The 25,847-nt window shown below is 66.2% G+C and carries 30 protein-coding genes; 18 read left to right on the forward strand and 12 right to left on the reverse strand.

Features of this window, described 5'->3' with window-relative positions:
• The first annotated feature begins 44 nt into the window (after nt 1-44).
• The 6 genes from ACFR9U_RS06300 (at nt 45) to ACFR9U_RS06325 (ending at nt 4,772) form a co-directional block, all read left to right on the forward strand.
• Nucleotides 45-710, forward strand: a complete 666-nt coding sequence (locus ACFR9U_RS06300) for a chemotaxis protein CheC (protein ID WP_247379401.1) — start codon at nt 45-47, stop codon at nt 708-710.
• Nucleotides 711-758: 48 nt separating this feature from the next.
• Complete coding sequence (locus tag ACFR9U_RS06305) at nt 759-1,004, forward strand: ferredoxin (RefSeq protein ID WP_247379399.1); 246 nt, start codon at nt 759-761, stop codon at nt 1,002-1,004.
• 125 nt (nt 1,005-1,129) lie between these two features.
• Nucleotides 1,130-1,735, forward strand: a complete 606-nt coding sequence (locus ACFR9U_RS06310) for a hypothetical protein (RefSeq protein WP_247379397.1) — start codon at nt 1,130-1,132, stop codon at nt 1,733-1,735.
• Nucleotides 1,736-1,917: 182 nt separating this feature from the next.
• Nucleotides 1,918-3,387 carry an MATE family efflux transporter gene (locus ACFR9U_RS06315; RefSeq protein ID WP_247379395.1) on the forward strand — a complete coding sequence of 490 codons (1,470 nt, stop codon included), beginning with the start codon at nt 1,918-1,920 and terminating at the stop codon, nt 3,385-3,387.
• A gap of 153 nt (nt 3,388-3,540) precedes the next feature.
• Nucleotides 3,541-4,338: a DUF7089 family protein gene (locus ACFR9U_RS06320; RefSeq protein ID WP_247379393.1), complete on the forward strand. Its 798-nt coding sequence runs from the start codon at nt 3,541-3,543 to the stop codon at nt 4,336-4,338.
• A gap of 164 nt (nt 4,339-4,502) precedes the next feature.
• Nucleotides 4,503-4,772 carry a UPF0058 family protein gene (locus tag ACFR9U_RS06325; RefSeq protein ID WP_282594338.1) on the forward strand — a complete coding sequence of 90 codons (270 nt, stop codon included), beginning with the start codon at nt 4,503-4,505 and terminating at the stop codon, nt 4,770-4,772.
• On the opposite strand, the gene ACFR9U_RS06330 is transcribed toward ACFR9U_RS06325, so the two are convergent.
• Together ACFR9U_RS06330 and ACFR9U_RS06335 are read right to left on the reverse strand one after the other, a co-directional pair.
• Nucleotides 4,769-5,347, reverse strand: coding sequence for a DUF7090 family protein (locus ACFR9U_RS06330; protein ID WP_247379389.1), 579 nt, complete (start codon nt 5,345-5,347; stop codon nt 4,769-4,771). The genes ACFR9U_RS06325 and ACFR9U_RS06330 overlap by 4 nt on opposite strands.
• A 55-nt stretch (nt 5,348-5,402) precedes the next feature.
• On the reverse strand, nt 5,403-5,825 hold the full coding sequence (locus ACFR9U_RS06335; protein ID WP_247379387.1) for a DUF2391 domain-containing protein: 423 nt from the start codon (nt 5,823-5,825) through the stop codon (nt 5,403-5,405).
• 105 nt (nt 5,826-5,930) lie between these two features.
• Here ACFR9U_RS06335 and ACFR9U_RS06340 point away from each other — a divergent pair, with 105 nt between their 5' ends.
• Nucleotides 5,931-6,668 (forward strand): class I SAM-dependent methyltransferase, encoded by a 738-nt coding sequence (locus tag ACFR9U_RS06340; RefSeq protein ID WP_247379385.1) that lies wholly within the window; start codon nt 5,931-5,933, stop codon nt 6,666-6,668.
• A 134-nt stretch (nt 6,669-6,802) separates the two neighbouring features.
• The gene (locus ACFR9U_RS06345) at nt 6,803-7,813 is read left to right on the forward strand and encodes an AI-2E family transporter (protein ID WP_247379383.1); all 1,011 of its coding nucleotides are present in this window, start codon (nt 6,803-6,805) and stop codon (nt 7,811-7,813) included.
• Nucleotides 7,814-8,070: 257 nt separating this feature from the next.
• On the opposite strand, the gene ACFR9U_RS06350 is transcribed toward ACFR9U_RS06345, so the two are convergent.
• Together ACFR9U_RS06350 and ACFR9U_RS06355 are read right to left on the reverse strand one after the other, a co-directional pair.
• Entirely contained in the window at nt 8,071-8,313 is a 243-nt protein-coding gene (locus ACFR9U_RS06350) for a hypothetical protein (protein ID WP_247379381.1), read from the reverse strand.
• Nucleotides 8,314-8,442: 129 nt separating this feature from the next.
• Nucleotides 8,443-9,258 carry a sulfurtransferase gene (locus ACFR9U_RS06355; protein WP_247379379.1) on the reverse strand — a complete coding sequence of 272 codons (816 nt, stop codon included), beginning with the start codon at nt 9,256-9,258 and terminating at the stop codon, nt 8,443-8,445.
• A 272-nt stretch (nt 9,259-9,530) separates the two neighbouring features.
• Between ACFR9U_RS06355 and ACFR9U_RS06360 the strand changes: the two genes are divergently transcribed.
• Nucleotides 9,531-10,385, forward strand: a complete 855-nt coding sequence (locus ACFR9U_RS06360) for a sulfurtransferase (RefSeq protein ID WP_247379377.1) — start codon at nt 9,531-9,533, stop codon at nt 10,383-10,385.
• A gap of 160 nt (nt 10,386-10,545) precedes the next feature.
• A complete protein-coding gene (locus tag ACFR9U_RS06365; RefSeq protein WP_247379375.1) occupies nt 10,546-11,169 on the forward strand; it encodes a rubrerythrin family protein in 624 nt (207 codons plus the stop codon).
• A gap of 20 nt (nt 11,170-11,189) precedes the next feature.
• Here ACFR9U_RS06365 and ACFR9U_RS06370 read toward each other — a convergent pair whose 3' ends face one another.
• Nucleotides 11,190-12,416: a right-handed parallel beta-helix repeat-containing protein gene (locus tag ACFR9U_RS06370; protein WP_247379373.1), complete on the reverse strand. Its 1,227-nt coding sequence runs from the start codon at nt 12,414-12,416 to the stop codon at nt 11,190-11,192.
• A gap of 144 nt (nt 12,417-12,560) precedes the next feature.
• Between ACFR9U_RS06370 and ACFR9U_RS06375 the strand changes: the two genes are divergently transcribed.
• Nucleotides 12,561-13,835 (forward strand): MFS transporter, encoded by a 1,275-nt coding sequence (locus ACFR9U_RS06375; protein WP_247379371.1) that lies wholly within the window; start codon nt 12,561-12,563, stop codon nt 13,833-13,835.
• 32 nt (nt 13,836-13,867) lie between these two features.
• The gene (locus ACFR9U_RS06380; protein ID WP_247379369.1) at nt 13,868-14,731 is read left to right on the forward strand and encodes a DUF106 domain-containing protein; all 864 of its coding nucleotides are present in this window, start codon (nt 13,868-13,870) and stop codon (nt 14,729-14,731) included.
• Between the two features lie 30 nt (nt 14,732-14,761).
• Here ACFR9U_RS06380 and ACFR9U_RS06385 read toward each other — a convergent pair whose 3' ends face one another.
• Complete coding sequence (locus ACFR9U_RS06385; protein WP_247379367.1) at nt 14,762-15,022, reverse strand: hypothetical protein; 261 nt, start codon at nt 15,020-15,022, stop codon at nt 14,762-14,764.
• A 97-nt stretch (nt 15,023-15,119) separates the two neighbouring features.
• Here ACFR9U_RS06385 and uvrB point away from each other — a divergent pair, with 97 nt between their 5' ends.
• Nucleotides 15,120-17,186 carry an excinuclease ABC subunit UvrB gene (uvrB, locus tag ACFR9U_RS06390; protein WP_247379364.1) on the forward strand — a complete coding sequence of 689 codons (2,067 nt, stop codon included), beginning with the start codon at nt 15,120-15,122 and terminating at the stop codon, nt 17,184-17,186.
• A gap of 68 nt (nt 17,187-17,254) precedes the next feature.
• Here uvrB and ACFR9U_RS06395 read toward each other — a convergent pair whose 3' ends face one another.
• Nucleotides 17,255-17,449, reverse strand: a complete 195-nt coding sequence (locus ACFR9U_RS06395; RefSeq protein ID WP_247379362.1) for a hypothetical protein — start codon at nt 17,447-17,449, stop codon at nt 17,255-17,257.
• A gap of 579 nt (nt 17,450-18,028) precedes the next feature.
• Between ACFR9U_RS06395 and ACFR9U_RS06400 the strand changes: the two genes are divergently transcribed.
• From ACFR9U_RS06400 to ACFR9U_RS06415, 4 genes are all read left to right on the forward strand, one after another.
• The gene (locus ACFR9U_RS06400) at nt 18,029-19,147 is read left to right on the forward strand and encodes a sulfite exporter TauE/SafE family protein (RefSeq protein ID WP_247379360.1); all 1,119 of its coding nucleotides are present in this window, start codon (nt 18,029-18,031) and stop codon (nt 19,145-19,147) included.
• Nucleotides 19,148-19,249: 102 nt separating this feature from the next.
• Nucleotides 19,250-20,251, forward strand: a complete 1,002-nt coding sequence (locus ACFR9U_RS06405) for an ABC transporter ATP-binding protein (protein ID WP_247379358.1) — start codon at nt 19,250-19,252, stop codon at nt 20,249-20,251.
• Nucleotides 20,251-21,093 (forward strand): ABC transporter permease, encoded by an 843-nt coding sequence (locus ACFR9U_RS06410; RefSeq protein WP_247379356.1) that lies wholly within the window; start codon nt 20,251-20,253, stop codon nt 21,091-21,093. The genes ACFR9U_RS06405 and ACFR9U_RS06410 overlap by 1 nt, the downstream gene beginning before the upstream one ends.
• Before the next feature lie 40 nt (nt 21,094-21,133).
• Complete coding sequence (locus tag ACFR9U_RS06415; RefSeq protein ID WP_247379353.1) at nt 21,134-21,523, forward strand: tautomerase family protein; 390 nt, start codon at nt 21,134-21,136, stop codon at nt 21,521-21,523.
• On the opposite strand, the gene ACFR9U_RS06420 is transcribed toward ACFR9U_RS06415, so the two are convergent.
• The 5 genes from ACFR9U_RS06420 to ACFR9U_RS06440 form a co-directional block, all read right to left on the reverse strand.
• Nucleotides 21,524-21,835, reverse strand: coding sequence for a DUF7521 family protein (locus ACFR9U_RS06420; protein ID WP_247379351.1), 312 nt, complete (start codon nt 21,833-21,835; stop codon nt 21,524-21,526). It abuts the gene before it with no gap.
• Between the two features lie 63 nt (nt 21,836-21,898).
• Nucleotides 21,899-22,210: a DUF7521 family protein gene (locus tag ACFR9U_RS06425; RefSeq protein ID WP_247379349.1), complete on the reverse strand. Its 312-nt coding sequence runs from the start codon at nt 22,208-22,210 to the stop codon at nt 21,899-21,901.
• A gap of 1 nt (nt 22,211) precedes the next feature.
• Nucleotides 22,212-22,556: an ArsR/SmtB family transcription factor gene (locus ACFR9U_RS06430; protein WP_247379347.1), complete on the reverse strand. Its 345-nt coding sequence runs from the start codon at nt 22,554-22,556 to the stop codon at nt 22,212-22,214.
• A gap of 314 nt (nt 22,557-22,870) precedes the next feature.
• Nucleotides 22,871-23,677, reverse strand: coding sequence for an MOSC domain-containing protein (locus tag ACFR9U_RS06435; RefSeq protein ID WP_247379345.1), 807 nt, complete (start codon nt 23,675-23,677; stop codon nt 22,871-22,873).
• A 63-nt stretch (nt 23,678-23,740) separates the two neighbouring features.
• Entirely contained in the window at nt 23,741-24,793 is a 1,053-nt protein-coding gene (locus ACFR9U_RS06440) for an SPFH domain-containing protein (protein WP_345893394.1), read from the reverse strand.
• A 323-nt stretch (nt 24,794-25,116) separates the two neighbouring features.
• Here ACFR9U_RS06440 and ACFR9U_RS06445 point away from each other — a divergent pair, with 323 nt between their 5' ends.
• Complete coding sequence (locus ACFR9U_RS06445) at nt 25,117-25,749, forward strand: DUF7344 domain-containing protein (RefSeq protein ID WP_247379341.1); 633 nt, start codon at nt 25,117-25,119, stop codon at nt 25,747-25,749.
• Nucleotides 25,750-25,847: the final 98 nt, after the last annotated feature.

Genomic DNA, 25,847 nt, shown 5'->3' on the forward strand with positions numbered 1-25,847 from the left:
AGTGTCATGAGTGGATTCATGTGGCCTGGCGTTTAATTTACGCTATGGACTCGCTGAAGGTCGACGTGCGGAAATTACATCTGTTCAACGGGCTCGCCAAGGAGGGGGCGACGACCGTCGCGGACCATCTCCAGCAGATGAGCGGGATCGAGACCGAAGCGTCGGTCTCGAAGCTGAACTTTCTCGACTACGAGGACGTACAGACCCACCTGCAGACGACCGCCGGTGACGACCCGCAGGTCGGCATCTACGTCGAACTGGAGGACGAACCGTACGGCTATCTCCTCTTTATGGTCTCGACGAAGCAGGCGAAGAACCTCGCGAACGCCATGCTCGGCCAGGAGATGGACGCAGACAGCGAAGGGGGCTTTTCGGACATGCAGAAGTCGGCCATCCAGGAGGTCGCCAACATCATGACGTCGAGCTTCATCGACGGCTGGGCGAACGTCCTCGGCACCTCGATCAAGCACTCCCCGCCGCACTTCGCCTTCGGCAAGAGCGCTGCCATCTTAGACGAAATCTCCGACTGGCCCGGCAGCGACATCGTGTTCGTCATCGACTCGCACATCACTGCCCCGAACGTCGACCTCGATCTCACCTGTTACACCTTCCCCGAACTGGACGCGCTCGTCGACCTCATCCACGAGATCGACATCGACGAGATCACCGAGGAAGCCCAGGCGGCACCCGACTTCTCCGAACTCTCCTGAGCGGCGTTCGTCGTCAGGTCTTTGGCTCCGTCCCGCAAACCATCGGCCATGCGAATCGAGTACGACAAGGACACCTGTATCGGCATGTTCCAGTGCGTCGCCGAGTGGGACGCGTTCGAACGCGACGAGGACGCCGGCAAGGCAGTGCTGGCCGACAGCGAGGAAACCGACGAGGATCTGTTCGTCCGCGAAGTGCCCGACGACGCCGAACTCGACGCGAAGTTCGCCGCCCGTGCCTGTCCCGTCGAAGCGATCACGGTGTACGACGACGACGGCGAGCAGTTGATCCCCTGACACGGCTTGTTGTAACTGTGTCTCGTGACGACCGCCAACAATCCGTCTGAGACGCTGGCCGTCAGCCCCGGCGACTCGTGCTCCCCGGGAGATTTTTGTCAGCGGGAATATGATATTGGGTTACCATGGGCTCCCTCGACGTCACTCGGCCACACGTGCTGCTCAGAGTGACCGGGGTTGGTGCCGTCCTCGCGGTGCTCCTGGCGGTCCAGTACGCCGGAATCACGACGCTGTGGGTGCTCGCCGAGCAACGACGCGTGACGGGGACCTCGCCGATCCCGACCGCTCTCCTGGGTGTCCTGCTGATCGTCGTCCCGGCGCTCGTGGCCGTGTGGTGTTACTGGCGTGCGAACCGGTACGCACAAGCAGCGAGGAACTGGTGGTCAGCCCCGACGCTGGGACTGGCGCTCGTGGGTGCAGGACTGATTATTCTCGCCGTCGGCCAGACGACGATCGCCGTCGGCTGTGCGCTCACCACCAGGGGACCCCTCGTCGACCCGCAGTTCTCGGTGTCGCTCGGCTACGCCTACTCGGCGACGTACCTGCCCGAACCGATCCCGGTGCTCAGCTTCCACCCCGGTGGGGCTTGCTCGGTAGACGTGGACGCGTTGCCGTTGCTCGTCGGGTTTCCGCTCGTCGCCGTCGGGCTGTGGTTCGAACCCTGGATCGACGCGAGACTGGCGACGCTCGCCGCGGCCGTCGAATCGACCCTCTCGAACGCCGGTGAGTAACCGTTCGAGTCACCCGGTGTATCCGGCGACCATGCCGATTGCTGTCAGCTCTTGGAACTAGTCCCGTCGGCGCCACCACATACTTCTCGTGTCTCTGGAACAACCGTTGGGGCATCAGACGCTTGTGCCGCTCTGAGTTCGTGTCGAAAGTGACAGGGAACTCGCCTCCGTACTGCCGGTAGATGGGCACTCGTGCCGCCGTTCGCGACGCCCTCCTGTCGTTTCCCGCCGCACTGGCCCGTCTCGGACTCGTCGACCGCGAGAAGGGCACCGAAGCGTTCGACCTGGCGCTCCCGGTGATGGTCACCGGCGGCCTGCGCATTCTGCTCCGGATGGCCGACTTCCTGATGGTCGGGATCGCCATCGGCGACGCCGCTATCGCCGCGCTCGAACTGGGCTTTCAGTACTACTTCATCGGCTACGGCCTCTCGCTGGCGCTCTCGTCTGGGACTATCAGCGTCGTCTCCCGACTCAAGGGAGCAGACGACCCCGGCCGAGCGGACCTGGCGGTCAAGCAGTCGCTGTGGCTCTCGCTACTGCTGTCCCTGCCGCTCACGCTGCTCTCCTGGCTGTACGCCGAGCCGCTGATCGACGTGCTGACCGACGATCCGCGGACGATCGAACTCGGGGCGGTGTACCTGCAGATCGTCATGCTGTCGCTGGCCTTCCGGTTCTGGAGCATGATCGCCGCCCGTGCGCTGGCCGGGAGCGCGGACACCCGGACGCCGATGTACGTGCGCCTGCTGACGCTGCCCACCAACGTCGTGTTGAACGCCGTCCTCATCTTCGGCCTGGGACCGTTCCCGACGCTGGGCGTGGCGGGGGCGGCCTGGGGGACGGCCGTGGCGAACGCGCTGGCGGCCGTCGTCTTCTTCGGCCTGCTGGTCTCCGGCCGGTACGCCGTGCAGTTCCCGGTGGGGGGACCGCAGGTCGACCTCGATCTCTGCCGGGAGATCGTTCGCGTGGGACTGCCCCTGGGCGGGATGCGGCTGCTCCAGGCGTTCGGGCGGTTTCCGTTCCTGTTCGTTCTCGGGGTTCTGGGGACGCCGGTGGTCGCGGCCTACGCGATCGGGCGCCGGGTCATGCTGCTGGCGCTGATGCCGGCGTGGGGATACTCGACGGCCGCGAGCACGCTCGTCGGCCAGTCGATCGGCGCGGGCGACCTCGACGACGCGACGGCCTACGGCTGGGAGACGATGCGCATCGCGCTGGCGACGCAACTGCTCGTCGGCGCGGCCATCGCTCTGGCGGCCCGTCCTATCGCGACGGCGTTCGGGACGGTTCACCCCGACCTCGCCGTCCAGTTCATCCGCGTGTTCGGGCTGATCGTGGCCGGGTTCTCCATCTCGCGGACGATGCGGGGGAGCCTCCGGGGCGCGGGCGACACGCGCTGGCCGCTCTACGGCACGTTCGTGGGGTCGTATCTGGTTCGGTTGCCCGTCGCCGTGCTGGCGTTGCCGACGGCCTTTTCGCTCACGGTCGCCGGCGTCACCGTCACGCCGGGCATGGGGCTCGGGCTCGTCGCGGTCTTTCTCGCGCTCGTGGGGGATTTCTACGTGAAGGCGGCGGTCAACACCGCGCGGTTCCGGAGCGGTAACTGGCAGGGCGTCGCGCGTGCGGCCAGCGTTGGCGCGGGCGCCGACGACGATTGACCCGGCGTGGCGCGCTGGCGGCGAACTGAAGGCTTTAAATCGCTGCTGGCGGAAGGACCGAGTATGAGTCAGGCAACCAAGTTCGTGCTCGCGTCGCTCGCCGTCTTCGGGCTGCTGGCCGTCGTACTGATCGCCAACGCCGCGCTGGCGTAGATGTTCAGCGAGCGCACCCTCGACACTGGGCCGGCCGCAGACGAACTGGCGGCGGTCCGTGAGCGACACGCACCCGACGCGCTCGTCCTCGACTGCGAGCGGGACTTCGAGACCCTCGATCCCGCCGTCGCCGAGGAACTCGCACTGCTCACCGACCGACTGGACCCACACAGCTATCCCGCCGAGTGGGTTCCCGAGAGTGCGCCCGAGTTGCTCCAGCGCTACGCGAGCGACGAGTTCACCGTCGGGATGCCGGGTGACGGCGGCGTCGCCTGGACGCGCCAGACCGACCCGCCTACGGTGTTCGTCAAGCCGCGGCTGGCCGGGTCGCCCGATTCGTTCGTCGCCTTTCTCCTCGCCGAGGCGCTCGTCGAGGTCGGGCTGGACGTGCCCGAACAGTTCCTCGGCTTCTTCGAGGACCAGTACGCAGCGCTGTCGGCGGCGGTGCCGCTGGCCCCCTCCGAGACCTACCAGCTCGCAGCCGCGCTCTACACCGGGTACGTCGGGCTCCAGACCCGGGAGGTGTTCGCGGACTGGGAAGACGACTCCCCCGTGCTCTTCGACGCGTGGGTCGACGCTGGCGAACGGTTGAAACCGCGCCTCGACGGTCTCTCGAAGGAACTCGCCCGCGGCGAGACCGCGTTCCCGGCGGCGGCGGAACTGGCCTGTAGTGCGATCAAACACCAGGGAGAGGTGCCGTCGCCGTTCGCGGCGCTCGATACGACCGCGTACCTCGACCACGGGCCGACCTACGCGGTCGAGTGGGCGCGAAAGACGTTCGAGAAACTCGGCGAGTAGCCCCGCGACCGATCCGGCGACCGGCCGGTAAGGCGGACTTATCCTTGCCAGAACGGAACTATTAGCGTTTCAGCAGGCCGAACCCTCAACCGTGTCCACGTCCTCGGACTAGCCGTGCGACTCCTCGACGACGAGCGAGCGACATCAGATTTCACTACTGCACCATGCGGAAACAGGAACTCATTCACTTGCACGCACTGTGCCTGCTCTTGCGGGAACGGGTAGGCGAACGAACGGAGCTTGCGTCCGGGGCCTTCGCCGGGTACGACGACAGCCGTCTCGATCCGTCTGCGGTCCACCGGCGGAAAGCCGAACACCACGAGGCGGTTCTGGCGTTGCTCGAGGGACTCGCGACTGCGCTCTCGGAGCCGGACTCGAGGACGGACGACGAAAGGCGGGACGCGTCTCGACGGCTCGAAAACTGGGACGGCTAGAATTCGCTTTTGACGGTCCCGTCTTCGGAGAGTTCGATGACGCCATCGAACAGGTCGCGGTACCCGGCGACCACGTCGTCGTCGTGGACCTCTTCGGCGAGGTGGAACAGGCCAACGGCGTCGTGTTCGACGAGCAACTCCAGCAGGTCTTCGACGGCGCCGCGAGCGGGCTCTTCGTCGGCGTAGTACACCAACTCGGTGATGGAGTCTAGGCTGACGCGGAGCTTCCCGTCGTGGGAGTCGAGGAACTCCCGGGCCTGCTCGACGATGCCGTCCATGTCGTCCGGTGAGGAGACGTAGCGGACTTTGTCCGACGGGCGGCGCGTGTAGCCGCGCTCGATGGAGAGCGTGTCGAGGATGACGGCGCAGTCCTCGTCGACCTCGTAGTACTCCAACTTCTGCTCGACCTCGCGGGCGGTGGTGCGAGTCGAGATGATCAGCATGTGATCGGTGTCGGTCGCGAGAAAATCAGTGTCGATGCGGTCCGTCTCGCCGGTGCTCGGATGCAACAGGAGAATCCCGGTCCCACCCTCGATAGTATCCGGCGTGTTCTCGATAGCGAGCTGGTATTCCATGTGGTCCACAAACATGGGGCCGGGCGTTAACTTTGCGGGTTTCCACAACTCGCCATCAGAACACGGTGTCGGCCGTCGCGGCCCCGACGACGCTGAAGATCGCGCCGACGCTGACCGCACGGACGGTCACTTCCAGGCGGTCGACGCCACCGAGATCGGAGAGGAAGGTCCCGGGCGCGGTGAAAGCGAGCGCGAGGATCGCAACCGATCCGTACGCGACGGCCAGCAGCGAGACGAAGCGCAGCGGGACGCCCCCGACGTCCACTTCCCGATCGGGGTCGCGGTCGTCGTCGGCTTTGTACAGTGCGCCGTACCCGATGGCGGCGACCATCCCGACGGTGAGCAGCGCGTGCAGGTACGTCATGTTGCGCGCCAGGTCCCACACCTCCTGGGTGACGACGAACGGCCCGGCGAGCAGGAATCCGCCGACGAACTGCTGGGCCGTGTCCGCGAGTTTGTACCGTGGCGCGCGTCCCATACTCGTGAGAGTCCGCCCCAGCGATAAAACGTCCCGGGTCCGGACGCCAGCGGCGCAGCGCTGCACACCGAACCGGTTATGTCCGCCCCGCCGCTTCCAGCGGACATGAGCGTCAGCGAGGAGTTCGACCGGTGGGCCAACGAGGGGCGCGACAAGGGCATGGAGGAACGCCACTGGCACACCGCGAAACACGCCCTCGCACGAATGCCGGTGGAGGGCGAGGCGCGGAGCGCCTCGGAACACTCGAGCGGTGACGACGAGGAGCCGCGAGAGGCCGGCGACACCATTCTCGACCTGGGCTGTGGGAGCGGGTACGCCGGTCGTGCCCTCCGCGAGACCAAGGACGCCGGCCGGGTGTACGGCCTCGACGCGGCCCCGGAGATGGTCCGTAACGCGCGATCCTACACGGACGACCCGCAGGTGGGCTACGTCAACGGCGACTTCGAGCACCTCCCCTTCGCCGAGGACAGCATCGACCACTGCTTCTCGATGGAAGCGTTCTACTACGCCGCCGACCCCCACGCCGCGCTGGCGGAACTCCACCGCGTGCTCCGGCCGGGCGGCACCTTCTACTGCGCGGTGAACTTCTTCGAGGAGAACGTCCACTCCCACCACTGGCCGGACGCGGTCGGCGTCGAGATGACCCGCTGGTCGGCCGCCGAGTACCGCGAGGCGTTCAGGTCGGCTGGCTTTCACGTCGCCGCCCAGGACAACGTTCCCGACCGCGAAACCGAGATTCCGCCGGCCGAAGACTTTCCAACTGAAGACTGGGATACTCGCGAGGACATGGTGGAGCGTTACCGGGTCTACGGGACGCTCCTTACCGTTGGGGTCTCTGCGTGATCGCGCGTCCGACCCCTCGATTTCGTTTGCAGACTGTTAGCAAAGGGCCGACTGTTTCCCAGGTGCCTGAGAGATCAGAACTGTTGACGTATCTGTCACCAAATGTTTTGCCCGACGGGTGAGTAGGACGGCGCGTGCATTCGAACAGCCGTCGTCGTCGCCGCGTCCTGTTGGCGCTGCTCGTCGCGACAGCGCTGGTGACGATGGCCGTCCTCGCACGCGTTCTCGCGACGGTTTTCTTCGCCATCACGGTCGCGTACGTCCTGTATCCGGTTCGGCAGTGGGTCGTCGCCCGGGGCCGGGGTCGCCGCGTCGGGGCGGCCGTCGCGACGCTGGTGGGGTTTCTCGCCGTCCTGGGTGCCGTCGTTCCGATAGTCAGCGCCCTGTACGGCCGCCGCCAGGAGTTTCTCGCGTTCGTCCGTGAACTGCCCGCTGAGGTGCCGATCTCGGCCTACGGGTTCGAGTACACGATCGACGTGAGCGTCGCCCTCGGGTTCATCCAGCGCAGTCTGACCGGGATCGCCGTCGACTTCGCAGGCGCGGCGCCGGTCATCGGTCTGAAGGCGGCCCTGTTCGTGTTGCTCGTCTACGCGCTCTTGCTCCGCCCGCACGACATCCGGGCGGCGGCGTTCGCCTTCTTTCCGATCGGCTATCACGACGTGGTCGTCGCGTTCCACGAGCGAGTGCGCGCGACGCTGTACGCTATCTACGTCCTCCAGGCGGCGACGGCGTTCGCCACCTTCCTCATCGCGTACGTCGTCTTCGCGATGCTCGGGTACGACTCGGCGCTGATGCTGTCGGTCATGGCCGGTATCCTGCAGTTCATTCCCGTCGTCGGCCCCAGCGTCGTCGTGCTCGCACTCGCGGGGTACCAGCTCGTCATCGGGAACACCGGCGCGGCGATCCTGGTGACCACGTTCGGCCTCGTCCTCGTGGGCTTTCTCCCGGACGCGATCATCCGAACGCGTCTGGCCTCCTTTACGGCCGGGATGCCGGGCAGCCTCTACTTCGTCGGGTTCACCGGCGGCGTCCTCACCGTCGGGATCGTCGGCTTCATCGCCGGCCCGCTCGTGGTCGCGCTGCTGCTCGAAGCCGGCCAACTGCTCTCCGAGGAGATGGGCGTCGAACCGACCGAGGCTGACTAACCACTTTTTTTACTGCGACGGGTTTCCTCGGCCGCAAAGCGGCCTGCGGGAACCCGTCTCGTAAAAACCTGGACTAAAAACTGCTCGGCGCTCCCTGGCTCACGGCTACGCCGTTCGCCGTGCGAGGCACTCACTCCGTTCGTGCCTCGCACCGCTCGCGCCGAGTGAACCGCGCCGCAAAGCGGCGCGGATGCTTGCGTGCTCATTATTGCACCGTCACTTCTGTAAGTCAAGTCACAACTGAGCGAAGCAGTAGACTATGGGTTGTTTCCAGAGTTTTCGGCGGGGGCAGACTTGGACGAGTCCTTGTCAGTTCCCGCTTGTGTTGGTGTTAAATCCATGTACTGCGCCGCGAGATACACTATTGCACCGAAAGCCAGTAGAAGCGGGGGGCCGGCTTGACGTTCTCCCATGAGTGTCCATCCGGTGATTCCAATGGTGGCGACGAGGACGGCAGTACACCGGCGAATTGTTTGACGGAGGAGGGCGTCGTCGTCCATACCGGACGCCAGTTTTGCCAGAATCTTAAACTGTGTACTTCCGAGGGACTTCCTTTGGTCCCGATCTGCACGGTGCCTCCGGCAACTGAGAAAACGACCGATCGACCCGGAGAACCCCGGTGAACGACCCTAGCTCCCTGTCTCCAGCGGCCGCCCCTCGGCTTCCCACTCGGTGAGGCTCCCTTCGTAGAAGGCTACGTCCCCGTAGCCGAGGTGACGGAGGACGGTGTAGGTGTGACTGATGCGCCGGGCTGTGTTACAGTAGAGGACGATCCGCCGGTCGCGGGTGATCCCCCGGTCGTCGAGGATGCGCTCGATCTCCTCGCGGGTTTTGAGCCCGCGCGTCTCGTCGTCGACGAGTTCCTGCCAGTCCAGCCGGACTGCACCGGGGATGTGTCCCTCCTCGAACTCCCACTCCTCGCGCGTGTCGACGATGACGGCCTCGGAGTCGATGGCAGCGGCGACGGCGTCGGCGTCGACCAGCGGCGTCTCGCCCTCGGCCAGCGGCGTCGCCTGGTAACTCGTCGGCTCGACGTCGGTGGGGTCGCTCGTCGTCTCGTGGTCGAGTTGCCACGACGAGAAGTCGCCGTCGAGCAGGTGGAGCTTCGCCGGGTCGTGGCCGTACAGCTGGGCGGTCACGAGAAAGCGGGCGGCGAACACGCCGTGGGTGTCGTCGTAGGCGACGATCTCGTCCTCGCGTTCGATCCCTGCCTCACCGAGCAACGCCGCGAACCGATCGCTGCCCGGGAGCATTCCTTCCTCGCCGTCCTGGCCGCCTTCGCCCTCGGCCTCGTGGCCGCTGGCGCGGAACGACTCGAAGGGGACGTTCACCGCACCCGGCACGTGGCCGATGCCGTCGAACTCCCAGGCGTCCCGGACGTCCACGATGGCGACGTCTTCGAGACGGTCGGCCAGCCACCCCGCCGGAACTACTACCTCGCTCATACCTTGCCCTACGATGGCCGCCGTTTCAAGCTTTCAGTTCCGGATTCTCTGAGATAAGGGCAACACTCTCCGCAACTTGCTCGATAGGTCGGTCCACCGGTGTGACGCCCGCGGCCGGGCAGCGTGCAGTCGCCCGTTCCCGGGGGCCGGTTCTTCCTGTGTACGAACCGGTAGCAAAACACCGGCAAGCTATGCCGGTACGGGGGATGAGTGGCGGAACGTGCCGGCTCGCAGAGCGTTATATGGCTGGTCTGGATAGGGTCAGACGGATTATGAGCGATTACGCCAAGGACGTTCTCGTCTCCCCTGACTGGGTCGAAGAGCGTTTAGCGGAGTTCGAGAGCGACGATTCGGATCTGCGACTGGTCGAGGTCGACGTCGACACGGAACTGTACGACGAGGGCCACGCGCCGGGCGCCATCGGCTGGAACTGGGAGACCCAGCTCCAGGACCAGACGACCCGCGACATCCTCGACAAGGAGGACTTCGAGGACCTCCTCGGGTCCCACGGCATCAGCGAGGACTCCACCGTCATTCTGTACGGTGACAACTCCAACTGGTTTGCCGCCTACACCTACTGGCAGTTCAAGTACTACGGCCACGACGACGTCCGTCTGATGGACGGCGGCCGCGAGTACTGGGACGACAACGACTATCCGACCACCGAGGAGGTACCGGAGTTCTCCGAAGTCGAGTACGAGGCGTCCGGTCCGCGCGAGTCCATTCGCGCCTACCGCGAGGACGTCGAGAACGCGATCGAGCGCGGCGTTCCGCTCGTGGACGTTCGTTCGCCCGAGGAGTACTCCGGCGAGATCCTCGCGCCCCCGGGACTCCAGGAGACCGCACAGCGCGGCGGCCACATCCCCGGCGCCCGCAACATCTCGTGGGCGGCCGTGACGAACGCCGACGGCACGTTCAAGGACGCCGACGAGATCGAAGCGCTGTACGCCGACGAGGGGATCACTGGCGACAGCACGACCGTCGCGTACTGCCGCATCGGCGAGCGCTCGTCCGTCGCGTGGTTCGCACTTCACGAACTGCTCGGCTACGAGGACGCCGTCAACTACGACGGCTCCTGGACCGAGTGGGGCAATCTGGTCGGCGCGCCCATAGAAAAAGGAAACTGACCGAGCAGTGCCCGCTGGCTGAACCACGGATTCCGATCCGCGTTGCCATGGCGAGCACACTCTTCGTTTTGGGGCTGTAGAGGCCTCGCTCCGACGGATAGCGAGCTCTATCTCTGCCACTGTCGATGCTTACAAGCGGCTTCCCGGCGAACCGACGGCTATGGACGTCGAGGAATTTACGGACGCCGTACGCGCCGAGACCAAGACGGAACTGTCGCGGCTCGGCTCTTCGAAGTCACTGTACGCCGACACCGAGGGCGAGATGGACGAGGGGCCGGTTCTCACGGCCGTCGCCGACAACCTCCACCACGCCACAGCAACGTTCGAGACGTGGGCCGACGAGGCATCCGGCTCCGCTGCCGACCTGTTCGCCGACCTGGCTGACACCACAGGGGAGCAGTACGAGACCGTTGCCAGCGAACACGGCGACCACGACGCTGGCGAGGCGCCCGCCGTCGTCGAGGCGCTGCAGGGTCTTGAGACGACGCCCGAGCGCGTCGGCGGCGCCGTCGGCTGGGCGCTGGTCGTCGAGAACAAGATCGGCCAGGCCGTCGGCTTCTTCGTCGGCCAGGCGTCGCCCCAGACTGCCAGTACCTTCCGCGAGGTCCGCGGTGGCGTCGAGGACGCCATCGACCTCGGCGCCGAGACGCTGCCAGCGGTCTGTGACGGCGACGACGACTGGGACCTGGCCCAGGGGGCCGCCGTGACGGCCATCGACGCCGCCTACGAGGAGTACTTCGAGACGCTCGAAGCCCTGGGCGTCAACCCCAAGCCGGTCTGCTGAACTGCCCCCCGTTTCCGTGCTTACTGGTGCCCGCATCGCCGGCCGCGGCCACCGACGCAGCTCTTTTCGAGGTTCTTGCAGGAGCGGATCGAACGGACCAACCACGGCTCGAATTCGACGGGGCCGACGACGGCGCTCCGTTTCCGGGCGTTCGGCGCGTCGTCTGCTTCCCGGTTGGTGTCGACCACCCGCGGCCCTTTGGGGCTGCCCCAGAAGTTGCAGGTCGCGGTGACCGTGTCGTCGTCGGCGTTTTCGAGGCCGACGATCGGGAGGAGATCGTTGAATCTGACGGTGAGACCGTCGGCTTCTCCGTCGATCTTCAGGCCGGTGCCGACGAAGAACGTCGCCCGCACGTCTTTGACGACGTTCTTCGTGATCGTGACGTTCGTCGTCCCGCCGTCCACGTTCAGGCCCTGTGCGAACGTATTTGGTTGGTCGACCGCGTCGTCGGTGTCGTCGCCGTCGACTGCCGGGTCGGCCACGAGGTCGTGGACCTTGTTGCCCCTGATGCTGACGTTCTCGGCGTCGATTCCGAGGATGATTCCAATCGACGCGACGTCGCTGTTGAGGTCCCGCACCAGGTTGCGCTTGATGGTCGAGTTCGTCAGCGAGCCGCTGCCCTGATCGTCGACGAAGATGCCGTTGACGGTCGGAAAGTTGGAGTCTTCGTCGATCTCGTTCGTGACGTCTTCGACGACGTTCTTCGCGATGGTCAGGTTGTCGTGTGGGCCACTGCCGATGATCCCGGTTGCGCCGAGCCGACCGACTGGGCCGACGTCCGTGACGACGTTCTTCCGAATGGTCACGTCGTCGACGCCCGATTGGACCGCGATGCCGAGCAGGCCGTCGGGGAACGATACTTTGAACCCTTTGACAGTGACGCCGGGAGCCGCGATGCTCACCGCTGCGCCGGTCTCGCTGTCGCCGTTGATGATGCTCGCTCCACATCGTTTGGTCGACAGAAGAGTGAGATCCTCCTTGTCTACCGTCACCGTCCCTCTGTAGGACCCCGGTTCGACACAGATCGTGTCGCCCTCCGCGGCGGCATCGATGGCGGCCTGAATCGTCGAGTAATCCGCGCTTCCGTCGTCGTTGACGGTGATGGTGCAGCGGTGGTGGGCTGTGGCCGGCGCCGACGTTGCGCCGACGCCAGTTGCGAGTGCTGCCGACGTCAGGGCGCCTCGTCGGAGGACGGCCCGTCGCGTGGGTGTCTCTGTGTCGTCGTTGTCGTCGCCATTGTGTTGCATGCGGTCGGTGGGCAACACTGCTCGTCTCGTTAGTTACGAGGGCGTTATCGATAGCATGCTGTTAGTAGCTGACGGGTGTTTTCGCAAACGGGACATTGGGTATGAGAACTAACACTTAACAGTTGTAAGGTCGGACGGGAACACGTGCGCAGTTGGTCGGACCCCACGAAGCGACGCTGGATCGCCTGGACGGCGCTGGCGGCGGCCTACGCCCTGGTGAGCGTCCACCGGCTCTCGACGGCCGTCCTCGCCGAGCAGTTGACGGCCGCCTTCGGGACGACCGGCGCCGCGCTGGGGACGCTGCACGCCTCGTTTTTCTACATCTACGCCGCGATGCAACTCCCGGCCGGCGTCGTCGCCGACCGCCTGGGCAGTCGCCGCGTGGTCGCGGCCGGCACCGTCGTGATGAGCGTCGGTGTCCTGGTGTTCGGTACCGCCGACAGCTACGTCGTCGCCTTCCTGGCGCGGGCGCTCATCGGGTTCGGCGGTAGCCTCCTCTTTATCGCTATCCTGCGGTTCTGTGCCAACTGGTTCCGACCCGGCGAGTTCGCGCGAATGAGTGGTTTGACTATCGCAACCGCTGGTTTCGGTGGCATCCTCGCGACGACACCCCTGGCGATGGTCGTCACCGCCACCGACTGGCGGACGACGATGCTCGGGCTCGGCGGCCTGGGGTTCGTGCTCGCGGCGCTGGCGTACCTGCTGGCGCGTGACTCGCCGGCCGACGCCGGCCTGCCGGAGATCGACGGCGTGCCGATGGCCCGGACCCCCTCGCTCCGGTCGGTCCTCGGGAACGTCAGGGGCGTCCTCCGCGAACCCGAGACGTGGCTCGTCGGGATCGTCCTCTTCGCCGGGACGGGCGTGAACATCACCGTCTTCGGCCTGTGGGGCGTGCCCTACCTCGTCCAGACCTACGGGCTGTCGGTCACGGACGCCTCGACGTACACGCTGCTGGGGAGTCTCGGCCTGCTCGTCGGTCCGCCGCTCGTGGGCTGGCTCTCGGACCGCCTGGAGCGCCGGACGAGCCTGATGGTCGTCGGCGAGGGGCTGTTCGCCAGCGGCTACGCGCTGTTAGCCGTGCTCGGCAAGCCGCCGCTCCCCGTGGTCGGCCTGGTGTTTTTCGCCTCGGGGTTCCTCGCCGGGGCGTACGCCCTGGGCTACACCGTCATCAAGGAACGCCACGTCAGCGGTGCCAGCGGCGTCTCGACCGGCACTGTGAACACGATTGCCTTCACGGGGGCGGCGCTGCTCCCGACGCTGATGGGGGTCGTGCTGGACACGTACGGGACCGGCGAGACGATCGGCGGCACGCAGGCCTACTCGGTGCTGGGCTACCGGGTCGCGTTCGGACTGGTGGCGGGCGCTGGCGTGGTGGCGCTGCTCGCCGCGCTGTGGCTCCACCGACTCGACGGCGGCTGAGACTTATGCTGCTGCGTTGTCAACAGTAGCCCATGGGCTCGAAGCCGCCCGACGTCCTCCTCGACGACGACCCGACGCTGGCCGACGCACTGGCGACGGTCCTCGAACGTGCAGAACAGGGAGACGGCACCGTGACCTGGGCCGACGTCAGCGACGCACTCACGAGCGACGAGTGGGCCAGACTCCTCCGGACTGGCCTCCTCGTCGCCGCTGGCGACGCCTTCGTCGTCGACGACCCGCTGGCCGTTCGTGCGGCACTCGACGAGCACGACGCGGACGCCGACAGCGCGTGGTCGCTCGCAGACAAGGCCGCCGGCGTCTGTGCCCTGACCCTGATGGCTGGCTATCAGGTGTCGGCTATCCGCGACGCCGTCGCCAGTAGCGTCGACCTCGTTCTCGGGCCGCTCCAGGCCGTCCTCCCGTTCCCGGCGGTCGTCGGGCTGCTGGCGATCGCGACGGCAGTCGTCTCGACGGTCATCCAGCGCCGCCTGGGGGACCGAGATCGCATGCAACGCCACCAGGACCGACTGCAGCGGGTCGGCGAGCGGCTCGAAGCGGCCCGCGAACGCGGCGACGACGAGGCAGTCCACCGGTTGCAACAGCAACAGCGCAACCTCCTGGGTGACCAGCTCGGGCTGCTGCCCGCCATGCTCCGACCGATGGCCTGGACGATGCTCGTCGTCGTGCCAGCGTTCCTGTGGGTGTCGTGGCTGGTCGTCGCGCCCGCCCAGGCCATCGCGCCGACGGCGACCGTGTTCCCCATGCTCGGTCGCGTGGTCTGGACCGCTCGCGTATTCGGGCCGGTGCAGGCCTGGACGCTGTGGTACGTCGGCTGGTCGCTGGTCACCGGACTGTCCACGCGGCGGCTCCTCGACCGACGGTCGTCGACGGCCTAGCGGTCGGAGCGCGTCGGACCGACTTCTGTCTCAGCGAACCCCTCCGGCAGGCCCTGGCGGATACCCGCTCCCCATCACTGGCTGTGCACCGACGACGGACTGTGACGCCGGCCTGACGCCGTCCGGGAGGATGTACCCCAGTCTGTCGTGGGGAACGAACCCGATCTGTTCTGGGTCGTCGCGGTACCGTTCGTCTGCATCCGGGTGCTGCCCGTAGAGCTTGACGCCGTACTCGGTGAGGTCGTAGCTCCGACACGCGAACACGGTGCCGTCGGTGCAGAACACCTGCATGGGACACGGTTCGACGGCGAGCCAGTTAGGGCTCCGCTTCCCTGTCGCGCTGTGTCAAACGAGCGCCTGAAGTCCCTCCAGGTCTAGGCTACTCGCAATGAGCGACACTTCCGGCAGCCCCCTCAGTCCGGACCGTCCCGACGTGGACCGGGACTTCCGCGTCGACGCGCCCTTCGACCCGGCGGGCGACCAGCCCGAGGCCATCGAGCAACTGGCCGAGGGCTTCCAGCAGGGCATGGATACCCAGACGCTCCTGGGCGTCACGGGGTCCGGGAAGACGAACACCGTCTCCTGGGTCGTCGAAGAGATCCAGCAACCGACGCTCGTCATCGCCCACAACAAGACGCTCGCGGCGCAGCTGTACGAGGAGTTCCGCGAACTGTTCCCCGACAACGCCGTCGAGTACTTCGTCTCCTACTACGACTACTACCAGCCCGAAGCCTACGTCGAACAGACGGACACGTTCATCGACAAGGACGCCTCGATCAACGACGAGATCGACCGCCTGCGCCACTCCGCGACCCGCTCGCTCCTGACTCGGGACGACGTCATCGTCGTCGCCTCCGTTTCGGCGATCTACGGCCTCGGTGACCCGCGCAACTACGTCGACATGTCGCTGCAGATCGAGCAGGGCCAGGAGATCGACCGCGACGAACTCCTGGGCCGGCTGGTGGATCTGAACTACGAACGCAACGACGTGGACTTCACGCAGGGCACGTTCCGGGTGCGCGGCGATACCCTCGAAATCTACCCGATGTACGGCCGCTACGCCGTCCGCGTGGAGTTCTGGGGCGACGAGATCGACCGACTGGTGAAGATGGACCCCCTGGAGGGCGAGGTCAAGAGCCAGGAGCCAGCGGTCCTGATCCACCCGGCAGAACACTACTCGATCCCCGAGGAACGGCTCCAGCGGGCCATCGAGGAGATCGAGGAGCTGCTGGACGACCGCATCCGCTACTTCGAGCGCCAGGGCGACGCAGTCGCGGCCCAGCGCATCGAGGAGCGCACCACGTTCGACCTGGAGATGATGAAAGAGACGGGCTACTGTTCGGGGATCGAGAACTACTCCGTTCACCTCTCCGATCGGGACTCGGGCGAGGCGCCCTACACGCTGCTCGATTACTTCCCCGACGACTTCCTCACCGTCATCGACGAGTCTCACCAGACCATTCCGCAGATTCGCGGGCAGTTCGCCGGCGACAAGAGCCGGAAGGAGAGCCTCGTCGAGAACGGGTTTCGACTGCCGACGGCGTTCGACAACCGCCCGCTCACGTTCGAGGAGTTCGAGGAAAAGACCGACCAGACGCTGTACGTCTCGGCGACGCCGGGCGACTACGAGCAGGAAACCAGCGAGCAGATCGCCGAACAGATCGTTCGCCCCACGCACCTCGTCGACCCGAAGGTCGAGGTGGCCGACGCGACCGGCCAGGTCGACGACCTGATGGACCGGATCGACGAGCGCATCGACCGCGACGAGCGCACGCTCGTGACGACGCTCACGAAGCGCATGGCCGAAGACCTCACCGAGTATCTCGAAGAGGCCGGCGTCGATGTCGCCTACATGCACGACGAGACAGACACCTTAGAACGCCACGAGCTGGTGCGGTCGCTCCGGCTGGGCGACATCGACGTGCTAGTGGGCATCAACCTCCTCCGGGAGGGGCTGGACATCCCCGAGGTGTCGCTCGTCGCCATCCTCGACGCCGACCAGGAGGGCTTTCTCCGATCGGAGACGACGCTCATCCAGACGATGGGGCGGGCGGCCCGGAACGTCAACGGCGAGGTGATCCTCTACGCGGACGACGTGAGCGACGCGATGGCGTCGGCCATCGACGAGACCCAGCGCCGCCGGGAGATCCAGCAGGAGTTCAACGAGAAACACGGCTACGAGCCGACGACCATCGACAAGCCGGTCGGCGAGACGAACCTCCCGGGGAGCAAGACCGACACCGGTGGCGTCGCCGGCATGGACCCGGCCGACGACGACGAGGCCGCACAGCTCATCGCGGACCTCGAAGATCGCATGCAGGAGGCCGCCGACAACCTGGAGTTCGAGCTGGCGGCGGACATCCGCGACCGCATCCGCGAGGTGCGCGACGAGTACGACCTCCAGGGTGGCGAGGACGAGGACGGCGTCGTTCCCGAACCGGCAGACGAGTTCTGAGCGACCGGGGGACGCGCGGCTGCTCGGTCGTTTGTGGCAGAAACGGATGGTGCCTCGAACGGAGTCCGTCAGTCGTTCCGACCCGTCCGCGCGTCGATGCGCATCTGGACGTAGCGCCCCGACCACTCGCGAACGTGGCGTTTCAGACGGCCGAAGAGTCCACGCTGACTCTCCGATATTGCGAGAGACTCCGTCGAGTCACCACGATCGTCTCCGTACGCGGACTGCTCGCCTCCCTCGATGAGTCCCTCTTTAAAGCTCATTACGTGTACTAATACCACGGCGTTTGTAATAAATATTGGGCACTGACTGGTGCACGTTGGGCCTGTCAGCGTGCCCGTCCCGCTCAGTGGCGACGGTTGCGACTGGATGGGGGCCAGTGGTGATACGCGTCGGTCTGTGGTCTCTGTCGCTGCTCCGGCGCTGGCTGGGACACTGCTTTTCCGGGCTCGGACGGGCTGAGCGTCGTCGCTGCGGCCCGAAACTGCCGTGGGGCGGCGTCTCACACGTGGATAACCTCATAGGATTTTTACGTGTCCTTTCACTACGGCCGGGGCACCACCATGTTCCGCCACCCCAGAGAGTACGTGCATCTCCGTTCGACCCTCGATCCGTCGCTCGGGGGGATTTCCTAGATGCAGTCACGCCCAGTTTCGCCCGCCGGCCGTTCGCCGGTGGGTTTCAAGTCGACCGCCCGTGGCGGGCAGCGCCACCGAGGGACCTCCTTTTCGACGGGAACCACCGTCTCCCGACGTGATTGTCCGGCTGTCCACTCCGATCTCCGGTCCGAGACGAGAGCCGTCGGCCGACCAGTGGACCAAGTCGCAGCCTACTGAACACGTATGAGTGCATCCACATCCCAGCGGGTACAGAAGTCGTTCCTGAAGTATCAGCACGTGTTCGTCTTCCTCGCGCCGATCACGTTCGTGGCGGCCGTGTTCTTCGCGGCGCCTCTCCCGGCCGAGGCCGGCGACGGCTACTGGCTGCGATACTGGTGGTTGTTCCCCTTCTTCCTGCTGGGTGCGACCATCGTCAACACCGTCGGCATCAGCGGGTCGGCCCTGTTCGTCCCGTTCTTGATCTTCATCTTCCCGGTGTTAGTTCCGTACATGGCGCCGGAGACGATCCTGTCGACGCCGTTCGGCCCGTCGACCATCGTGAAGGTGAGCCTCATCAGCGAGTCGTTCGGCCTGTCGAGTTCGGCGCTCGCGTTCATCCAGTACGGCCTGGTCGACCGTCGCCTGGCGCTGACGATCGTCGGCGGCTCCATTCCGTTCGTCGTCGGCGGAGCGCTCCTCTCGTTTATTATTCCGGAACCCATCTTCCACGGGTTGCTCGGGCTCGCGCTGCTCGCCGCGTCGTTCCTTCTGGTTCGGGCAGACCTCGGCCACGAGGAACCGGGCGGGGCCGATGCTGACGACGACGCCGCCGTCGAAGCGGACGGCGGACCGGACCTCCCGAACGACCGCGGCAAACCCGGCGCTGCGGGCGTCGCGACCGACTCCGAAGGCGTCGTGACCCGCGTCGACCGCGAGGGGTCCGACTACAACTACGGCCGGGGTGGCTACCTCGAACGGTTCGCGAACTACAGCATCGGCGGTATCTTCCAGGGCCTGGCCGGCTTCGGGAGCGGCGAACTCGGCATCATCTCGATGCTGCGCACGTCGATCCCGGTCCGCGTCGCCATCGGCACGAACCACATCGTCGTCGCCGCCACGGCCGTGCTGGCTTCGCTCGTCCACGTCTTCGGCGGCGGCCTCGTCGGTGGACATTCGATCGACCTCGCCACGACGCCTTGGAACATCGTCGTCTGGACCGTCCCAGCGACGGTCACCGGCGGGCAGATCGCGCCCTACGTCTCCGCGGCGCTCGACACGGAGTACCTCAAAAAGGGCGTCGGCGTGCTGTTCGCCGTCATCGCCACTGCGCTGTTCATCATGGCCAGTGGCGGCATCCTGTAACCCGCGCCGAATTCCCTCCCGGACATAAATCTTGGTCTCGGCTTTCGTTCCGAGAAACTGTCCCGTCGAAGTAAGGGCGATTGCCGTGGACGTGCCGGCTGTATGCCTGCCCTCCAGACGACCGCCCTGACGAAGACGTTCGGCGAACGGAAGCGATTCAGCCCGCTCGGTCGCCGAACGCAGTCAGACGGCGTGCTCGCCGTCGACGACCTCGACCTCACGGTCGACGACGGCGAAGTTTTCGGATTTTTAGGCCCGAACGGCGCCGGGAAGTCCACGACGATCAACATGCTGCTCGGGTTCATCCACCCGACCAGCGGGAGCGCCGAAGTCCTTGGTCACGACGTGACCGAGAACTCCACCGCGCTCCGGTCGCGGCTCGGACTCCTCCCCGAGGGATTCGATCTCTACGAGAACCTCACCGGCCGCGAACACGTGCAGTCCGCCATCGAGACGAAGGGCGCCGACGACGACCCGGACGCGATCATCGACCGCGTCGGCCTCGACCCCGAGGACGCCCGCCGGGCCGCCGGCGGCTACTCGAAGGGGATGGCCCAGCGCCTCGCGCTCGGCATCGCCCTCGTCGGCGAGCCGGACCTGCTGCTCCTCGACGAGCCGTCCAGCGGGCTCGACCCGAAGGGAATCAAGCTGCTGCGGACGATCGTTCGCGAGGAGGCCGACCGCGGTGCGACGGTGTTTTTCTCCAGCCACGCGCTCGGCCAGGTCCAGAAAGTGTGCGACCGCGTCGGCATCATGGCCGACGGCGAGATGGTCGCCGTCGACGCGATCGACGACCTCCGCGAGCAACTGGGTACCGGCGCCGTCGTCGAAGCCACGGTGGCGGACGTGCCGGACCTCGATCCGCTGCGAGCGCTCGACGCCGTCCGCGAGGTGTCCGTCGCCGACGACGTGGTCCGGATCACCTGCGACGCGCCGGAGACGAAGATGACCGCACTCCGTCGTCTCGACGACGCGACGACCGTCAACGACGTCGCTATCGAGGACGCGTCGCTAGAAGCGCTGTTCGAGGAGTACACCAGCCAGGAGGCGGCCACTGCCGACGCGGAGCCGGCAGTCGTCCCGGCTACAGGAGGGGACGACTGATGGGGACCTACACCGTCGCTCGCGACGACTTCACCAACGCTCGTCGGTCGTACATCGTCCTGGGCGTCATCGGCGTGTTCACCGCGCTCGTCGGGCTCATCTTCGCCTCCGAGATCAGCATCTACGACGACCCCTACCGAGTGCTGTGGGACGTTTCGATCCTCGTCTCGTTCGTGTTCCCGCTGTTTCTGGCACCGCTCGTGTACCTCTCTATCGCCGGTGACCGCATCAGCGGGACCATCAAGTTCAGCATGGGGCTGCCCAACAGCCGCCTGGAGTACTTCGCGGGGAAGCTCGTCTCTCGCTTCGGGACCGCCGCCGCGGCCGTGCTGTCCGGTCTGTTCGTTGGCTTCGTCGTCTCGCTGGCGACGTACGCGAACACGCCCAGTCCCGTCCGGTTCGCCACCTTCGCGGCCGTGACGATCGTGTACGCGCTGACGTTCGTCAGCATCTTCCTGGCCATCTCGGCGGCCACGACGAGCCGTGCGCGGGCCATGTTCGGCGCCCTGGGCGCGTACTTCGTGCTCGTGGTGTTCTGGTTCGGCTTCTTCCCGCTCGTCAACCTCCAGACGGTCCTCGACGCCGTCGGCAGTCTCCTCGGCACCGAAATCTCGGAGACGACGCGGGACTACCTGACCGTGCTGTCGCCCGGGACGGCCTACCTTCGGGCGACTGAACCCGTCTACGCCGGCGTGATGGACCAGTACGACACGTTCGCGCAGTTCGAGGACTCCGGCGAACTCTACGGCCAGCCCTGGTTCACGCTGTTGGTGATGCTCGGCTGGACGGCCCTCTCGCTCGCGGTCGGGTACCGTTCGTTCGACCGGTCTGAACTGGGCTGACTCGGACACCCTTTTTGCCTCGGCAGCGACCTGTCCGGGTATGCCACTCCTGCAGTTCGAGACGACCGTCGAGTTGTCGGCCGACGAGAAACGGACGTTCGCCGACGCGGTGCGGGACCTGTACGGTGAGATCATGCAGACCGGGACGAGTCACGCGGCCGTCGTCGTGCGGCCGCGCTCGCCCGGCGAGCTGTCGATCGGACGGGGCGTCCCCGACGAGGACTACCTCTTTCTCGACGCGGAGATCCGTCGGGGCCGGTCGTCCGAGACGAAACGCGAGCTAGCCCTCGCGCTCATGGACCTCGCCGCCGAGGAGTTCGAGATTCCGACGCCGAACATGAAGGTCGTGTTCACCGAACACGAGGGGGCGAACATGATGGGATACGACCGCGTCGGCGCCGAGTGGGACCCCTCGGAAGGGAGCGAGTAGTCACGCGCGCGTGAGCGAGTAGAGGATCGCACTCAGGCCGGCGATGTCGAAGGCGGTCACGAGCAAGAGGAACTGCGCGTCGGTCAGCGTGACCGCCAGTCGCAGTCCGCGCGTCACGAGGAACGGGACGACGGTCAACAGCGCGATGCCGACGGCCAGATACAACATCGGTTGGCTGGCGTTGCGCAGGTAGCCGCGGAACGCCTGATAGGCGACGAACGCGCCGACCGTCGCCGTCACCAGCGTGATGGCGAAGATGGCGCTCTCGGCGTCGACGGGGCTGACGCCGTCGAGCAGCGGGGCGGCGGTCATGGCGACCACCGCCGCGCGGCCGCGCCGCTGGCGAGGGGGCACGCACCGGCCGCTGTCTGTCGGTCAGGGATTGCCATAGATGGAGTACAGGATGATACCCAGGCCGAGCAGTTGGCTGGCGTGGGTGACGACGCTCTGCTGGAGCCGCGACACGTCGGTCAGCGTCGGGAACACGAACCCGAACAGCGTCGGGACGACTGTGAGGAAGACGATGCCGAGCGCCAGGTACGACAGTGGCGTGCGGCGGTTCATGCAGAAGCCACCGCAGGCCCGGTAAGCGATGGCGAGCGCCAGCGCGACTGTGACGACGCGGCCGACCATGGCGGCGACGACGACGGCGAACGAGCCACCGGTGGTCGCGAGTGGGCCTAGCATCTCATCTCAACTCCTCGTAGAGCCGCGTGAAGCGGTCGGCTGCGTCTTCGGTCCGGTCGACCGCGACGGAGAGATTGCCGTCTTCGAGTTCGATCGTGACGCGTTCGAGCCGCGCGGCGTAGGTCTTGTAGTGGTGGCCGTCGGGATCGAGTTGTTGTTCGCTCTCGACCAGGTCGAACGTCTCCAGGCGGTCGATCCGCCGATAGATCGTCGGTTCGGAGGCGTCACAGCGCTCGGCGAGCGCGTCGGCGGACAACGGTTCCACGCTCGTCGCGATGAGGATGGTCCGCGCGTACTCGTCGTCGAGCAGCGCGAAGAGCTCGTCAGCATCCTCATCCACGGGCATCGCGCATGTTCTTCGACCGTACCCTTAAAAAAACGGTCACGTTTTCTGGGCCTGAAACTGTCCGCGTCCCCTTACTATCCCGGCTCCCGTCTGTCGAACTGCGGGGGCCGTCCCAGGACGTTCGCCCTGTCCTGCGTGTGCCCTCTGGCCGCCCGACAGTTGGCCTCCGCACGCACCTGCCCTGCTGGTGGGCGCTCCCTGCCCGATCCCACGATGCCAACCCTGCCACGGCATCTGCCCACCAGCGATCGGTTGCCACTGACGACGTTCCGTTGCCGCCCGTCGTCACTGGTCCCTGCCTTCCACCGGTCCCGTTACGTTGCATCGGCAGGTCGCCGTTCTCCGACCGTGACTGACTCCCCAACGGCGAGTTCCGCGCCCCATTCTGACTCGGGAACGTCGGTGTTGAGCATGAGTCGGTAGGGATGGTCGAACCGATCCGACGGCGTCCACGCCGGCAGCGTCGCCTCACGCTTCCTGACGAACCGTTCGCGAAAGCCCTCGGACTCCTCGCCGGTGTCGGGGTCCCGGGAGGGAACGACGCAGCGCTGGCAGGGATTGACTCCCAGGAGCGTCACGTCGCCGATGGAGAACGGGACGACCTCGCCGTGGTCCGCGAACAACCGGTCCTCCCAGAAGGGCTCGGTCGCGTCGAGTTCGAGGTTCGCACGGAATCGCCGCCGCACGTTCTCCGGCGGCAGGTCGAACCAGTCCGCCACCGCACGCACCGTGCCGGTGCTGATGACCGTCGGCCCGTGAATCTCGGTGTCGTCGGGGTAGCCGCCCTCGGCGTCGCGCTCGACGGTCACCGGTTCGTCGAAAAAGTCCGAGAGCCACTCGTTCAGCGCCGCGCGCTCGGTCTCGTCGCGGAGGCAGTAGGTGTGGCGCTCGTCGGTCCCGCGCTCCCCGACCGTGAGGTCGTGGGTCGCGGGGTCGAACGCGGCGTCGAGCCGGTGGATTCGCGCCGTGGCTTTCCCGTTGACGTACGCACCGTCCGCGTCGAAGATGGCGTATTCGCGGTCGAGCGCGAGTGCGCCGTGGGCGCCGATGGTCGCGCTGTCGAGCGTGCAGCCGTCCAGCGACTTGACCGGATAGACTGTGATCCGTGCGAGTTCGCGCATTCGATGGCGGCGACTACGCGGGCAGTTCTCTCAAGAATTCCGGTCTGGGGCGGTGACCCCGCCTCAGGGCTGCTTCTGGTCTATCTCGTCGACGACCGCGTCGGGGTCCTGCACGGTCGTGCCGTTCGTCGTCGAGCCGGCGTCCTCGAGGTCCGCGTCGATCTCGCCGAGAATCTCCTCGATGTCGTCGAGGCCGAGCATCTCGCGGGTCTCCTCGTCGAAGTCCAGGCTGTCGAGCACCTCGGCGTCGCCTCGCACGTCGCTGCCGGTGAGGTGCTTGCCGTAGCGACCTACCAGCGAGGTCAGTTCCTGGGGGAGGACGAACGTCGTGGACTCGCCCTGGCCGATGTCGGTGAGCGTCTCCATTCCCTTCTCGATGACGGCGCGCTCGCCCATCGACTCGGCGGATTTCGCGCGCAACACGGTGGAGATGGCGTCACCCTGGGCTTCGAGGATCTGGCTCTGCTTTTCGCCCTGGGCGCGGATGATGTCGGACTGCTTGTCGCCCTGTGCCTTCTCGATGGCGCTCCGGCGTTCGCCCTGGGCTTCGAGGATCATCGCGCGGCGGCGACGCTCGGCGGCGGTCTGCTGTTCCATCGCGTCCTCGACGTCCTGGGAGGGTTTGACCTCGCGGACCTCGACGCTTTCGACGCGAATCCCCCACTCGTTCGTGGGTTCGTCGAGTTCCCGCCGGATGCGCCGGTTGATCTCAGACCGCTTCGACAGCGTCTCGTCGAGTTCCATGTCGCCCAGCACAGCGCGGAGCGTCGTCTGCGCGAGGTTCGAGACGGCGCGTTCGTAGTCCTCGACCTCCAGGAACGCCTTCTTCGTGTCCATCACCTTGATGTAGACGACGGCGTCGGCCGTGACCGGGGAGTTGTCCCGGGTGATCGCTTCCTGCGTGGGCACGTCCATCGTCTGGGTCCGCATGTCGTAGCTGTACGTCTCCGAGACCAGCGGCGGCACGACGTTGATGCCGGGTTCCAGTACCTTCCGGAACGACCCCAGGACGACCAGCGCCTGTTGCTCGTAGGCCTGGACGATCACGACCGTGCTGTTGACGACGACGATCGCGATCGCCAGGACGAGCAGTCCGACGAGGCCGGTCGTGTTCACGGCGCCGACGGCCGCCAGCAGCACCGCGAGGCCGACGACGGCGGCGGCGAGTCCGTTGGGCGACAGCCCGGGGCCACCGCCAGCGCTCGCCTGCCCCAACTTGTAGGCGAGGCTGTCCCGGTGGTCGTTGTTCATGTCTCCCGGTACGGCCGTCTCCGTTTTAATTCTACCGCGCGGTTTGCGAATAAACAACCGGCCTGTCAGACCGGTCTACGGACGGGGCGTGGCGGACTCGACGCGCCGATTGAGGGGTGCTACGATGTGACACACATAATTGTTTAGCCAAATGCTTTATTTTGTCCTGCTGTTAACATTCTCGTGCAATGATAAAAGGGGAAACGAGTGTCGGTTCCTGTGGGGGACAGGGTGAGTTCTCGGCCGGCGTCGGTGGTGACGACGGGTCGCCAGCGCGGTCGGTCACGCTCGAACCTGACGACGTCTTCGAGATCCTACGGAACCAGCGCCGACGAGACGTGCTTCGATTCTTCTTCGAAGAGGGTCGCACTGCGGTCGAACTCGGTACGCTGGCCGAACACCTCGCCGCGGCCGAGTTCGAGACGACGATCACCGAACTCACGTCACAGGAACGCAAGCGGATGTACGTGAGTCTCTACCAGTGCCATCTGCCGAAGATGGACGAGGCCGGGATCATCGAGTTCGACTCCGACCGGAAGACGCTCGAGCTCGGAGCGAACGCTCACCACCTCGAACCGTACCTCTATCTCGACGAGACGCCGTCGAGGGTGCAGGACGAGGCGGCGGACGCGGACGACGAATCGGTCGACGAGGTAGAATTACACCGCTACCTGTTCGCGTCGCTGAGCGGGTTGCTCGTCACCGCCGCGACAGCGCTCGGTGCCGTCTCGACGGTTGTCGTGGTGGAACTCCTGCTGCCCGTCGTGTCAGTGCTCGTCGGTGCGGTCGGGCTGTTCCAGTTCACGCAGACGCGAGAGTGACCGGGCCGACCCGTCGGCGTCCACACTGAGTTTCAATTCTGATTCTGGGGCTGGCGGGGGGCCAGCCCTCATTCGGTCACTCTTTACCAGCTTATCTG

It is taken from the genome of Halorientalis brevis (assembly GCF_042678165.1).
GTDB classification, from domain to species: Archaea; Halobacteriota; Halobacteria; order Halobacteriales; family Haloarculaceae; genus Halorientalis; species Halorientalis brevis.

Bases quoted from the DNA above. Each gene is read 5' to 3' on its own strand.
- ACFR9U_RS06320 (WP_247379393.1), top strand. From the start codon at position 3,541: ATGTTCAGCGAGCGCACCCTCGACACTGGGCCGGCCGCAGACGAACTG.
- ACFR9U_RS06355 (WP_247379379.1), bottom strand. From the start codon at position 9,258: ATGAGCGAGGTAGTAGTTCCGGCGGGGTGGCTGGCCGACCGTCTCGAA.
- ACFR9U_RS06305 (WP_247379399.1), top strand. From the start codon at position 759: ATGCGAATCGAGTACGACAAGGACACCTGTATCGGCATGTTCCAGTGC.
- ACFR9U_RS06400 (WP_247379360.1), top strand. From the start codon at position 18,029: ATGAGTGCATCCACATCCCAGCGGGTACAGAAGTCGTTCCTGAAGTAT.
- ACFR9U_RS06360 (WP_247379377.1), top strand. From the start codon at position 9,531: ATGAGCGATTACGCCAAGGACGTTCTCGTCTCCCCTGACTGGGTCGAA.
- ACFR9U_RS06425 (WP_247379349.1), bottom strand. From the start codon at position 22,210: ATGCTAGGCCCACTCGCGACCACCGGTGGCTCGTTCGCCGTCGTCGTC.
- ACFR9U_RS06370 (WP_247379373.1), bottom strand. From the start codon at position 12,416: ATGCAACACAATGGCGACGACAACGACGACACAGAGACACCCACGCGA.
- ACFR9U_RS06310 (WP_247379397.1), top strand. From the start codon at position 1,130: ATGGGCTCCCTCGACGTCACTCGGCCACACGTGCTGCTCAGAGTGACC.
- ACFR9U_RS06435 (WP_247379345.1), bottom strand. From the start codon at position 23,677: ATGCGCGAACTCGCACGGATCACAGTCTATCCGGTCAAGTCGCTGGAC.
- ACFR9U_RS06385 (WP_247379367.1), bottom strand. From the start codon at position 15,022: ATGCAGGTGTTCTGCACCGACGGCACCGTGTTCGCGTGTCGGAGCTAC.
- ACFR9U_RS06430 (WP_247379347.1), bottom strand. From the start codon at position 22,556: ATGCCCGTGGATGAGGATGCTGACGAGCTCTTCGCGCTGCTCGACGAC.
- ACFR9U_RS06420 (WP_247379351.1), bottom strand. From the start codon at position 21,835: ATGACCGCCGCCCCGCTGCTCGACGGCGTCAGCCCCGTCGACGCCGAG.
- ACFR9U_RS06445 (WP_247379341.1), top strand. From the start codon at position 25,117: ATGATAAAAGGGGAAACGAGTGTCGGTTCCTGTGGGGGACAGGGTGAG.
- ACFR9U_RS06300 (WP_247379401.1), top strand. From the start codon at position 45: ATGGACTCGCTGAAGGTCGACGTGCGGAAATTACATCTGTTCAACGGG.
- ACFR9U_RS06380 (WP_247379369.1), top strand. From the start codon at position 13,868: ATGGGCTCGAAGCCGCCCGACGTCCTCCTCGACGACGACCCGACGCTG.
- ACFR9U_RS06315 (WP_247379395.1), top strand. From the start codon at position 1,918: ATGGGCACTCGTGCCGCCGTTCGCGACGCCCTCCTGTCGTTTCCCGCC.
- ACFR9U_RS06350 (WP_247379381.1), bottom strand. From the start codon at position 8,313: ATGGACGACGACGCCCTCCTCCGTCAAACAATTCGCCGGTGTACTGCC.
- ACFR9U_RS06340 (WP_247379385.1), top strand. From the start codon at position 5,931: ATGAGCGTCAGCGAGGAGTTCGACCGGTGGGCCAACGAGGGGCGCGAC.
- ACFR9U_RS06325 (WP_282594338.1), top strand. From the start codon at position 4,503: ATGCGGAAACAGGAACTCATTCACTTGCACGCACTGTGCCTGCTCTTG.
- ACFR9U_RS06415 (WP_247379353.1), top strand. From the start codon at position 21,134: ATGCCACTCCTGCAGTTCGAGACGACCGTCGAGTTGTCGGCCGACGAG.
- ACFR9U_RS06335 (WP_247379387.1), bottom strand. From the start codon at position 5,825: ATGGGACGCGCGCCACGGTACAAACTCGCGGACACGGCCCAGCAGTTC.
- ACFR9U_RS06365 (WP_247379375.1), top strand. From the start codon at position 10,546: ATGGACGTCGAGGAATTTACGGACGCCGTACGCGCCGAGACCAAGACG.
- uvrB (WP_247379364.1), top strand. From the start codon at position 15,120: ATGAGCGACACTTCCGGCAGCCCCCTCAGTCCGGACCGTCCCGACGTG.
- ACFR9U_RS06410 (WP_247379356.1), top strand. From the start codon at position 20,251: ATGGGGACCTACACCGTCGCTCGCGACGACTTCACCAACGCTCGTCGG.
- ACFR9U_RS06395 (WP_247379362.1), bottom strand. From the start codon at position 17,449: ATGAGCTTTAAAGAGGGACTCATCGAGGGAGGCGAGCAGTCCGCGTAC.
- ACFR9U_RS06405 (WP_247379358.1), top strand. From the start codon at position 19,250: ATGCCTGCCCTCCAGACGACCGCCCTGACGAAGACGTTCGGCGAACGG.
- ACFR9U_RS06330 (WP_247379389.1), bottom strand. From the start codon at position 5,347: ATGGAATACCAGCTCGCTATCGAGAACACGCCGGATACTATCGAGGGT.